This window comes from Arthrobacter sp. Hor0625 (genome assembly GCF_052567525.1).
The window spans coordinates 468,932-481,043 of record NZ_CP199586.1 but is presented as its reverse complement, the minus strand read 5'-3'; the positions used below and the strand labels follow the sequence as shown (position 1 = coordinate 481,043).

The 12,112-nt window shown below is 62.6% G+C and carries 3 protein-coding genes and 3 rRNA genes; 4 read left to right on the top strand and 2 right to left on the bottom strand.

Features of this window, described 5'->3' with window-relative positions; translation table 11 throughout:
- Positions 1–699: 699 nt before the first annotated feature.
- The 4 genes from ACTWLI_RS02090 (at position 700) to ACTWLI_RS02075 (ending at position 7,414) form a co-directional block, all read left to right on the top strand.
- A 16S ribosomal RNA gene (locus ACTWLI_RS02090) occupies positions 700–2,223 on the top strand.
- A gap of 541 nt (positions 2,224–2,764) precedes the next feature.
- Positions 2,765–5,890 (top strand): 23S ribosomal RNA (locus ACTWLI_RS02085).
- Positions 5,891–6,120: 230 nt separating this feature from the next.
- Positions 6,121–6,237: ribosomal RNA gene (gene rrf / locus ACTWLI_RS02080) — 5S ribosomal RNA — on the top strand.
- The 16S, 23S and 5S rRNA genes sit together here, the layout of an rRNA operon.
- 328 nt (positions 6,238–6,565) lie before the next feature.
- On the top strand, positions 6,566–7,414 hold the full coding sequence (locus ACTWLI_RS02075) for an SDR family NAD(P)-dependent oxidoreductase (protein ID WP_445155058.1): 849 nt from the start codon (positions 6,566–6,568) through the stop codon (positions 7,412–7,414).
- 242 nt (positions 7,415–7,656) lie between these two features.
- Here the strand turns inward: ACTWLI_RS02075 and ACTWLI_RS02070 are convergent, their stop codons facing one another.
- Complete coding sequence (locus ACTWLI_RS02070; RefSeq protein ID WP_445155057.1) at positions 7,657–9,624, bottom strand: putative bifunctional diguanylate cyclase/phosphodiesterase; 1,968 nt, start codon at positions 9,622–9,624, stop codon at positions 7,657–7,659.
- A 307-nt stretch (positions 9,625–9,931) separates the two neighbouring features.
- The gene (locus ACTWLI_RS02065) at positions 9,932–12,091 is read right to left on the bottom strand and encodes a putative bifunctional diguanylate cyclase/phosphodiesterase (RefSeq protein WP_445155056.1); all 2,160 of its coding nucleotides are present in this window, start codon (positions 12,089–12,091) and stop codon (positions 9,932–9,934) included.
- Positions 12,092–12,112 lie beyond the last annotated feature (21 nt).

Sequence of the window (12,112 nt, the reverse complement as noted above, 5' to 3'; positions counted from 1 at the left end):
GGCAGCGGCGCCGTTACGGCGTTGACATAGGGCGGGTCGAAGGTCTGCAGCGCGGGAGGAGTAGACCGGACGGGATGGTGCGCACCCAGGCTCCCGTTGCTGCGCTCTGCGGATGCCTGTCGCCCGGGGGCCAGGGAGGGCGGGGCGGTGTGACTCACTGCATATCGGGCGCCTGTAGGTCTGCCGGTCAATTACGAGCGGTTCGGGCGGCAGAAAACCGCACCATTCCGGGTCGGCAGGGGTATGCCGACCCGTTTGGGGGTGGATTTGCGTGGGGTCGTGGGGGTGTGTAAAGTTATTCGAGTCGCCGCCGCTGAAGCGGAAAGATAGCGACCGACCCCCTGATGAACAGCCTGAAAAATGGCGCGGATTACTGCGCGCCGCTTTCGGGTGGGGACCCTTTCGTTGCTTCGAAAATTGGCGGAAACGCCGGTTTGCGAAGCGGTTCGAAACCGGGTAAGTTTGAAAAGTTGCTCCGGAGCGAGCCGGGACCCTTGAGGGGTTGTGGTGGTGCCGGGTGTGTCTGTTGTTTGAGAACTCAATAGTGTGCCAAGTTTGTTGATACCAATTGTTTTATTGATTGGTTGTTTTGGCTGTGTTGTCCACCCCGTGGATGGCATGGTTTTTACAGCTGGTTTCAAATTTTGTGCAGCCTTCTTTCCCCGTTTTCCCGGGGTTGTTGGTTGTGTCTGTTTGTTTTCAACGGAGAGTTTGATCCTGGCTCAGGATGAACGCTGGCGGCGTGCTTAACACATGCAAGTCGAACGATGATCCGGTGCTTGCACCGGGGATTAGTGGCGAACGGGTGAGTAACACGTGAGTAACCTGCCCTTAACTCTGGGATAAGCCTGGGAAACTGGGTCTAATACCGGATATGACTCCTCATCGCATGGTGGGGGGTGGAAAGCTTTTGTGGTTTTGGATGGACTCGCGGCCTATCAGCTTGTTGGTGAGGTAATGGCTCACCAAGGCGACGACGGGTAGCCGGCCTGAGAGGGTGACCGGCCACACTGGGACTGAGACACGGCCCAGACTCCTACGGGAGGCAGCAGTGGGGAATATTGCACAATGGGCGGAAGCCTGATGCAGCGACGCCGCGTGAGGGATGACGGCCTTCGGGTTGTAAACCTCTTTCAGTAGGGAAGAAGCGAAAGTGACGGTACCTGCAGAAGAAGCGCCGGCTAACTACGTGCCAGCAGCCGCGGTAATACGTAGGGCGCAAGCGTTATCCGGAATTATTGGGCGTAAAGAGCTCGTAGGCGGTTTGTCGCGTCTGCCGTGAAAGTCCGGGGCTCAACTCCGGATCTGCGGTGGGTACGGGCAGACTAGAGTGATGTAGGGGAGACTGGAATTCCTGGTGTAGCGGTGAAATGCGCAGATATCAGGAGGAACACCGATGGCGAAGGCAGGTCTCTGGGCATTAACTGACGCTGAGGAGCGAAAGCATGGGGAGCGAACAGGATTAGATACCCTGGTAGTCCATGCCGTAAACGTTGGGCACTAGGTGTGGGGGACATTCCACGTTTTCCGCGCCGTAGCTAACGCATTAAGTGCCCCGCCTGGGGAGTACGGCCGCAAGGCTAAAACTCAAAGGAATTGACGGGGGCCCGCACAAGCGGCGGAGCATGCGGATTAATTCGATGCAACGCGAAGAACCTTACCAAGGCTTGACATGAACCGGTAAGACCTGGAAACAGGTCCCCCACTTGTGGCCGGTTTACAGGTGGTGCATGGTTGTCGTCAGCTCGTGTCGTGAGATGTTGGGTTAAGTCCCGCAACGAGCGCAACCCTCGTTCCATGTTGCCAGCGCGTTATGGCGGGGACTCATGGGAGACTGCCGGGGTCAACTCGGAGGAAGGTGGGGACGACGTCAAATCATCATGCCCCTTATGTCTTGGGCTTCACGCATGCTACAATGGCCGGTACAAAGGGTTGCGATACTGTGAGGTGGAGCTAATCCCAAAAAGCCGGTCTCAGTTCGGATTGGGGTCTGCAACTCGACCCCATGAAGTCGGAGTCGCTAGTAATCGCAGATCAGCAACGCTGCGGTGAATACGTTCCCGGGCCTTGTACACACCGCCCGTCAAGTCACGAAAGTTGGTAACACCCGAAGCCGGTGGCCTAACCCCTTGTGGGAGGGAGCTGTCGAAGGTGGGACTGGCGATTGGGACTAAGTCGTAACAAGGTAGCCGTACCGGAAGGTGCGGCTGGATCACCTCCTTTCTAAGGAGCACCTACAACAACCCCGCCAAGCCTGTGTTTGTGTGGTGGTGTTGTCAGGAGTAACGCCCGTTGCGCAGACGCAAGTTCTGCGGCGGGTGCTCACGGGTGGAATATCAGCAAATAGCGGCCGCCGGATTTTCTGCCGGCACCCAGTACGGACACGTACCGCTCCTTTTGGGGCGGGTGTCCTGGAACGGTGCGGGCGTGTGAATGGGTGGTTTCGTGTTTGGCACACTGTTGGGTCCTGAGACAACAGGACCATGGCCTGTGCTTTTCTTTCCCTCGGGGAAGGGGGTGCGGGGTGTGGGGCTTGTGTTTCTGGTTTCCCGGCTGCGACGCGTCGCGCACTGGTTGGTTCCCTTGGGGGCCTGGTGTGTGGGGTGTGTGGTACGGGGTTGTTGTTTGAGAACTACATAGTGGACGCGAGCATCTTTTATAAGAAGCAATTTCCAAGAAAATTTGAACCTGGATCTGGTTCCACACCCGTTTGGGTGTGGGGTTGGTTTCCATGGTTTTCTCGAAATTACTCCTTGATCTTTGTGGTCAAGTTTTTAAGAGCACACGGTGGATGCCTTGGCATTAGGAGCCGAAGAAGGACGTAGGAATCTGCGATAAGCCTGGGGGAGTCGATAACCGGACTGTGATCCCAGGGTGTCCGAATGGGGAAACCCCGCCAGACGCGCGAGTGATCTGGTGACCCGCATCTGAACACATAGGGTGCGTGGAGGGAACGCGGGGAAGTGAAACATCTCAGTACCCGCAGGAAGAGAAAACAATAGTGATTCCGTTAGTAGTGGCGAGCGAACGCGGATCAGGCTAAACCGTTCCATGTGTGATAGCCGGCGGGCGTTGCATGGTCGGGGTTGTGGGACTTTCCGTTCCAGTTCTGCCGGACTGGTGAGGTGAGTGCGTGGGTATAGGTGAACGGTCTTGAAAGGCCGGCCAGAGAGGGTGTGAGCCCCGTAACCGTAATGCTGTCACGCCGCCTGGGAAGTATCCCAAGTAGCACGGGGCCCGAGAAATCCCGTGCGAATCTGTCAGGACCACCTGATAAGCCTAAATACTCCCTAATGACCGATAGCGGACCAGTACCGTGAGGGAAAGGTGAAAAGTACCCCGGGAGGGGAGTGAAACAGTACCTGAAACCGTGTGCTTACAATCCGTCGGAGCAGCCTTGTAGTTGTGACGGCGTGCCTTTTGAAGAATGAGCCTGCGAGTTAGTGTTACGTCGCGAGGTTAACCCGTGTGGGGAAGCCGTAGCGAAAGCGAGTCTGAACAGGGCGTTGCAGTGGCGTGATCTAGACCCGAAGCGAAGTGATCTACCCATGGCCAGGTTGAAGCGACGGTAAGACGTCGTGGAGGACCGAACCCACTTCAGTTGAAAATGGAGGGGATGAGCTGTGGGTAGGGGTGAAAGGCCAATCAAACTTCGTGATAGCTGGTTCTCCCCGAAATGCATTTAGGTGCAGCGTTGCGTGTTTCTTACCGGAGGTAGAGCTACTGGATGGCTAATGGGCCCTACAAGGTTACTGACGTCAGCCAAACTCCGAATGCCGGTAAGTGAGAGCGCAGCAGTGAGACTGTGGGGGATAAGCTTCATAGTCGAGAGGGAAACAGCCCAGACCACCAACTAAGGCCCCTAAGCGTGTGCTAAGTGGGAAAGGATGTGGAGTTGCGAAGACAACCAGGAGGTTGGCTTAGAAGCAGCCATCCTTAAAAGAGTGCGTAATAGCTCACTGGTCAAGTGATTCCGCGCCGACAATGTAGCGGGGCTCAAGTACACCGCCGAAGTTGTGGCATTCACATTTTATCCAAGCCTTCGTGGTTCAGGAGTGTGGATGGGTAGGGGAGCGTCGTGTGGGCAGTGAAGTCGCGGTGGAAACCAGCGGTGGAGCCTACACGAGTGAGAATGCAGGCATGAGTAGCGAAAGACGGGTGAGAAACCCGTCCGCCGAATGATCAAGGGTTCCAGGGTCAAGCTAATCTGCCCTGGGTAAGTCGGGACCTAAGGCGAGGCCGACAGGCGTAGTCGATGGACAACGGGTTGATATTCCCGTACCGGCGAAAAACCGCCCATGCTGAACAGGGGATACTAACCGCCCGAGACCTGCCCGACACCCCTTGTGGGTGAAGGGTTTTGGTGGAGCGCGGGACCTGATCCTGGGAGGCAAGCGTATTAACAGGTGTGACGCAGGAAGGTAGCCGGGCCGGGCGATGGTTGCCCCGGTCTAAGGATGTAGGGCGAACGGTAGGCAAATCCGCCGTTCATTCAAGCCTGAGACCCGATGGGACCCCCGTACGGGGGGATCCGGTGATCCTATGCTGCCGAGAAAAGCATCGACGCGAGGTTTTAGCCGCCCGTACCCCAAACCGACACAGGTGATCAGGTAGAGAATACTAAGGCGATCGAGAGAATTATGGTTAAGGAACTCGGCAAAATGCCCCCGTAACTTCGGGAGAAGGGGGGCCCCTATCGTGATGGACACACGCTGTCCGGAGCGTGCAGGGGCCGCAGAGACCAGGGGGAAGCGACTGTTTACTAAAAACACAGGTCCGTGCGAAGTCGCAAGACGATGTATACGGACTGACTCCTGCCCGGTGCTGGAAGGTTAAGAGGACCGGTTAGCCGCAAGGCGAAGCTGAGAATTTAAGCCCCAGTAAACGGCGGTGGTAACTATAACCATCCTAAGGTAGCGAAATTCCTTGTCGGGTAAGTTCCGACCTGCACGAATGGAGTAACGACTTCCCCGCTGTCTCAACCATAAACTCGGCGAAATTGCAGTACGAGTAAAGATGCTCGTTACGCGCAGCAGGACGGAAAGACCCCGAGACCTTTACTATAGTTTGGTATTGGTGTTCGGAGTGGCTTGTGTAGGATAGGTGGGAGACGTTGAAGCCCGGACGCCAGTCCGGGTGGAGTCATCGTTGAAATACCACTCTGGTCACTTTGGACATCTAACTTCGGCCCGTAATCCGGGTCAGGGACAGTGCCTGATGGGTAGTTTAACTGGGGCGGTTGCCTCCTAAAAAGTAACGGAGGCGCCCAAAGGTTCCCTCAGCCTGGTTGGCAATCAGGTGTCGAGTGTAAGTGCACAAGGGAGCTTGACTGTGAGAGAGACATCTCGAGCAGGGACGAAAGTCGGGACTAGTGATCCGGCGGTACATTGTGGAATGGCCGTCGCTCAACGGATAAAAGGTACCTCGGGGATAACAGGCTGATCTTGCCCAAGAGTCCATATCGACGGCATGGTTTGGCACCTCGATGTCGGCTCGTCGCATCCTGGGGCTGGAGTAGGTCCCAAGGGTTGGGCTGTTCGCCCATTAAAGCGGTACGCGAGCTGGGTTTAGAACGTCGTGAGACAGTTCGGTCCCTATCCGCTGCGCGCGCAGGAAATTTGAGAAGGGCTGTCCTTAGTACGAGAGGACCGGGACGGACGAACCTCTGGTGTGTCAGTTGTACTGCCAAGTGCACCGCTGATTAGCTACGTTCGGATGGGATAACCGCTGAAAGCATCTAAGCGGGAAGCTCGCTTCGAGATGAGATTTCCATACACCTTGTGTGTGAGAGGCCCCCAGCCAGACCACTGGGTTGATAGGCCGGATGTGGAAGCGAGGACTAACGACTCGTGAAGCTGACCGGTACTAATAGGCCGATAACTTACACCACACCTTCCCTCCGTGAACCGTTCCTTCAAAAGAGGTTCACACCAGGAGAGAAGAAAAGAGAACAAGACTGCTTGCGTCCACTATGTGGTTCCCAACCAACAAACCCGCCACGGGCACGTTGCAAGGAACCAAAACAACTAAATACAACACCACACCTGCCCTCTGGGCAGGAGAGTTGTAACCACACAGATTTCCCACCACCCCGCACGGGGTTGGGTCGGGTAACAGGGTTACGGCGGTCATAGCGTGGGGGAAACGCCCGGTCCCATTCCGAACCCGGAAGCTAAGACCCACAGCGCCGATGGTACTGCACCCGGGAGGGTGTGGGAGAGTAGGTCACCGCCGGAACATCATTCAGGTCGAGAGCCTCCAACCACCAGGTTGGAGGCTCTCCCACTTTAACCACCCATAACCGGAACCAGGACCCTCCCTCACAACCGGCACCCAAGCCGGGGGACGCTCCCTCACAACCGGCGGCTATGGAACGGACGCTCCCGCAGATCACCCCGGGAGTGCCGGGGAGGCCTGCGCGAAAGCTGAGGCAGCGTACGGGGCGGATCGCCCCGACGTGAGGGAGCGTCGGGCAGTGCGGAACACCAAGCGCCCCGGCGGCGTTGATTACTCTTGAGTAGCTTGACCGAACAGCTCGAACCCCACCGGCCCAGGGAGGCCCCCAATGACTGCACGGACCATCATCCTCACCGGCGCCAGCGACGGGATCGGCGCCTCGGCGGCCCGGACCCTTGCCGCGCGAGGTGAGCGCATCGTCGTCGTCGGGCGTTCAGCGGAGAAAACCGAACGCATCGCCAAGGAAACGGGCGCTGACTTTTTCGTGGCCGACTTCGCCGATCTGTCGCAGGTGCGGCGTCTGGCCGCTCAGTTGAAGGAGCGCTACCCGCGGATCGACGTGCTGGCCAACAATGCCGGCGGGATCATGGGCGACCGCGAGCTGACGGTCGACGGCCACGAGAAGACCTTCCAGGTCAACCACCTTGCTCCTTTCCTGCTGACGAACGAGCTGCTGGATGTCCTGACAGCCAGCAACGCCACGGTCATCAACACCTCCAGCGTCGCCAACTCGATCTTCGCCAAGTTCGACATCAATGACCTCGACGCGGAGAGCGGCTATTCCACAAACCGCGCCTACGGCAACGCGAAGCTGGCCAACATCCTGTTCACGGCTGAGCTGCACCACCGTTTCCACGCTGCCGGCATCTCGACCGCGTCCTTCCACCCGGGCGGTGTGGCGACCAATTTCGCCGCAGAGTCCACCAGCCCCATGCGGCTGGCCTACAAGTCGTTCTTAAAGCGATTCATGCTGACCCCGGAACAGGGCGCGGACACCCTCGTATGGCTCGCTACGGCCGTCCCAGAGCGGGACTGGACCTCCGGCGGCTACTACGTGAAACGGAAGCTCTCCAAGGCCAACAAGCAGGCCTATGACGCTGCTCTGGCTCGCGAGCTGTGGGAGCGCAGCGCCGAGATGGTGGCAGAGGACTCCGACAGGCTCGATCCGCACGCCTGATCGTCACTCCCCACGCCCTTCGCCGTCGTCCGGCCGGCGTGACCGGGGTGCCAGGCAGCCGGTCGCAACGCTCCTGCCCAGTTACTCAGCCGGGCAGCCGAGCGATTCCGCGGCAGTCCGGGGATTACCGAAGGAACCAGGGCCGCAAGGAAGCGGTAACTGGGCTGGAGCGCCCGCACCCGGTTGCCGGATGTGAGGGAGCGTCGGGCGGGAGGTTGCCGGATGTGAGGGAGCGTCCGCGGTTAGCCGGCGGCTTCGACCTTGTCGATGGCGTTCAGGGCGCTCTCCATGGTCCCGGCGAGGTCGCTGGCCGGAGCGGGCTTGGCGAAGAGGTAGCCCTGCAGCGAGTCGCAGCCAAGATCCATCAGGTACCGGGCCTGCGCGGGGGTCTCAATGCCTTCCGCCGTGACCCTCAGGCCTAGGTCCTGCGCGGCGCGGATCATCGTGCGGAAGAACGGCAGGTGTTCCTTGCCGGTCTTGATCATCGCCACGAACGACCGGTCGATCTTGACCTTGTCCAGCGGCAGCTCCTTGAGCCGGCCCAGCGTCGAGTACCCGGTCCCGAAGTCATCCATCGCGATCCGCACGCCCGCCTCGCGCAGCTGCGCCAGCTGGCGGAGCACGTCCGAGTCGGCGTCGAAGAACACGCTCTCGGTCAGTTCGAGCATGAGCTGGCGCGGGTCCACACCGGTGGAGGCGACGATCCCAAGCACGTCGGTGGCGAAGTCGCGGTGCTGGAACTGCAGGCCGGAGACATTCACGGCCACGCTGTAGGCGGCGTCACCCGCCAGCCATGGGCGGATTTCGGCGCAGGCGCGGCGCATGACCTCGTCGCCGATCTCACGGATCAGGCCGCTCTGTTCGGCCACCGGCAGGAACTGGTTCGGCGGAACCAGCTTGCCGTGCCGCTCCCAGCGGGCAAACGCCTCGAACTGGACGACGGCGCCCAGGCCGGGGGAGACCACGGGCTGGTAGTGCACGGAGATCTGCCCCAGTTCCACGGCCTGCCGCAGCCCGGTCTCGCCCTGCGGGGTGTTCACGGCGACGGTCAGCATCTCCGGCCGGAACTCCAGCCAGGTGTTTTTCCCGGCCGCCTTGGCCGCCGACATGGCCGAATCCGCCTGCCGCAGCAGTTCCGCGCCGTCCTGCGTGCTAGCGGTCCGGGCCGCCAGGCCCATGCTCACGCCGGGCCGCACCAGCGATCCGCCGATCCGAGCGGGCACGTACAGCGATTCGGAGATCCGCTTCGCCACGGCTCCGGCGTTGAGGCATTCGGTCAGCAGGACAGCGAATTCATCCCCGCCCAGCCGGGCGACGGTGTCGTGCGGCCGGACGCAGTTCCGCAGCCGGCTGGCCACCTCCACGAGGAGCTCGTCCGCGGCGGACCGGCCCAGCATGTCGTTGTAGCTCTTGAAATCGTCCACGTTCAGCAGCAGCACATCGACCGGATCCGGCCGGCGCAGCGCCGCGGCGAGCCGTTCGTTGAACAGCGTTCCGTTCGGCAGCCCGGTCAGCGTGTCCCGCAGCACGGCCGCCTTGAGCTGGTCGTCGTGTTCGGCCGGACTCAGGCGGGGGAGGACCCCGGTGGTGCCGGGCACCAGTTCCGCCTCCAGGGCGCTGAACGTCCGACGCCGGGCAGCCGCCGCCGCGCCCGGGGCGCCTGCCGCCGGGCTGCCTGGTGCGGCCGCCGCGGTGGTGGCGGCTGCCGGGTTGTCTGCCGTCGGCGTGCGGACGCCCGCAGCGGCACCGGGAATGGTGCCTGCCGCGGTGCCGCCGTCGTGCGGGGAAACCCTGGGTGGGGCCGGCCGGACGGCGACGGCGACGCTGCCGGCCGCGCCGGATGCCGGCGGCAGGGCCGCGCAGGTGATCTCCAGCGGAAACTCCGAGGCGTCGACGCGCCGGCCCGCGCCGGCAAAGGGGCGCCGCGCAAGCCCTGCGGCAGCAGACCCGGCCGCTCCGGTGGTGCCAGGGAAGCCGGCCGCGCCAGGGGTGCCCGCCGGGGAGGCTAGGCCGGTTAGGAACTGGTGGAAGGCTTCGCGGGAGGACTCGGCGAGCAGCAGGCTGCAGTCCGCGCCGAGCAGCTGCGCCCGGGGGTAGCCGAAGAGCTGCTCGGCGGCGGCGTTCAGGAATGATACGGACCTGTCCGGTCCGAGCAGCACGAGTGCGTCGGGGCTGTGCTCCAGCACGAGCTGAGCGAATGCTGCGTCCATAACGTGTACTGCCCCCAAAGCGGTGAATCGGTGGAAAGAAAGACCTGTGCCGTTCGGCCCGTGCAGGGGGACTCGCGGCGCACGGCGCGGGCCGTGTGTTCTGAAATCATATGTGTTCGGCCGCACAGTTCCGTCCTGCGCGGGCACCGGACACGAAAGCGTCGAAATACGTCGCCGGCCGGAGCTGCGGCAACGCCTCCGAGGGACGCGCGGCGTTGCGCCCCGGGCTTGAGCTGCACAGCGCCCCGGGCCTCGGTGCCCGGTCCCGCGCCCCGGTCCGGCCAGGAACCCAGGCTTCCCGGACCGCCTAGAGCACCCCGACCGGCTCCTGCAGCGCCTCGATGGCTTCCGCCGACTGGGCCTCGGCGGCGGCCCGCCCTGCCTCCGGGACCGGGCGGGAGAAGAAGTAGCCCTGCAGGGCGTCGCACTCGTGGTCCATCAGGTAGCGGGCCTGCACCGGCGTCTCGATCCCCTCGGCCGTCACGCGCAGGCCCAGGCTGTGCGCCATGTGGATCATCGAGGTGAGGATCGGCAGGCGTTCCTCGCCGGTGTGCAGCATCGACACGAACGACTTGTCGATCTTCACCGCATCCACGGGCAGCTCCTGCAGCCGGCCCAGCGAGGAGTAGCCGGTGCCGAAGTCGTCCAGGGCCACCCGGATGCCGGCCGCGCGCAGGGTGATCAGCTGTTGGATCACGTGCGAGTCGGCGTCGAAGAACACGCTCTCGGTGACCTCCAGCACCAGCTGGTGCGGGTCCACCCGGCTCCACGCCGCGATGTCCAGCACCCGCTCGGCGAAGTCCTTGTGCTGCAGCTGCACCCCGGAGACGTTCACCGCGAGGGTCCGGCCGGGGTCCTCGGCCAGCCAGGACTGCAGGGCGGCGCAGCTTTGCCGGAGCACCTCGGCGCCGATCTCGCGGATCAGGCCGCTGCGCTCGGCGGTCTGGATAAATGTATCCGGCGCCATCAGCAGGCCGTCGCGCTCCCAGCGGGCCAGCGCCTCGTACTGCACCACTTCGCGCCGGTTGGTGGAGACCACGGGCTGGTAGAAGACGGTGATCTGGCCGAGTTCGACGGCCTGGCGCAGCCCCGCGGTCAGCTGGGTGCGTTCCAGCAGGCTCGCCAGCATCTCCGGCTGGAAGTGGACGTAGCAGTTCTTCCCGGCCTCCTTGGCTGCGTACATCGCCACGTCCGCCTGGCGGAGCAGTTCGGAGGAGGACATGCCGGCCATGTCCCGGGTCGCGACGCCCAGACTCAGGCCCGGCCGCATGAGAGTTCCCTCGATCGAGACCGGGGCGTTCAGGGTGGACACGATCCGCTGCGCGACGGCGTCGGAGTCGTTGCAGCCCACCAGCAGCACCACGAACTCGTCGCCGCCGAGCCGGGCGACGGTGCCGTGCGGTCCCACGCAGTTCTGCAGCCGGCGGGAGATTTCCACCAGCATCTGGTCCCCGGCGTGGTGGCCGAGGATGTCGTTGACTTCCTTGAAGTCGTCCAGGTCCAACAGCAGCACCGCCACGGGGCCGGGGTCTTCCAGTGCGGCGGCCGCGCGCTCGTTGAAGAGCATGCGGTTGGCCAGCCCGGTGAGCGGGTCCTGGAAGGCCAGGGCCTTGAGCTGGTCCGCCTGCTGGGCCAGCTCGTCGAGGGCGCGGCGGGCCTGGTCCTGGGCCATGGTGCGGGAGGTGACGTCACGGAAGTTCCAGATCCGGCCCACGACGGCGTCCGCCACCTTCTGCGGGCGCGAATAAAGCTCCACCGTGCGGCCGTCCTGGAACTCAAGCAGGTCGTGGCTGTGCAGCTCGTGGTTGGCGTAGAGCTCGGCGACCTTGGCCTTGAAGGAGTCCGGGTCCACCAGTTGCTTGGCGATGAACTTCACCAGCGCGTACGCGTCGTCCTCGGCGAGAATCTCCCGCGGCATGCCCCAGAGCCGGAGGTATTGCTCGTTCACGCCCGTGATGTGGCCGGTGTTGGAGACCACCACGATGCCGTCCGCCGTCGTCTCCAGGGCCGCGTCCAGCAGCGACACGGCGTGCCGGCGTCCGGCGTCGCTGTCCTGGCGGTGGGTGGTGTCCCGTACCGCCACCGCCATGGACGTCACGGTGCCGGTGGTGACTAGGGAGCAGGTGATTTCCAGCGGGATCTCGGTGCCGTTGCGGTGCAGCCCGACGGCGGGGAAGGGCTTGGTGCCGAAGGTTCCGGCCCGGCCCAGCCGGCTCAGGACGCGAAGGAAGCCGCCGCGGTCATCCTCGACCAGCAGCCGGTGGTGCGAGGCGCCGATCAGCTGCTCGCGTTCGTAGCCGAAGAGGCGCTCGGCGGCAGGGTTGAGAAAGGAAATAATCCCCTCGGTGCTGAGCAGCAGCAACGCGTCAGGACCCTGTGACAGCAGGGTTTCCGCCAATCCTTGTTCCACGTCGATGCCAGCCCCCAGGCGCTCGGTACTCGAAGCCACCGGCAGGGCGGTGGTCACTAAACTTCAAGAATCATAGGG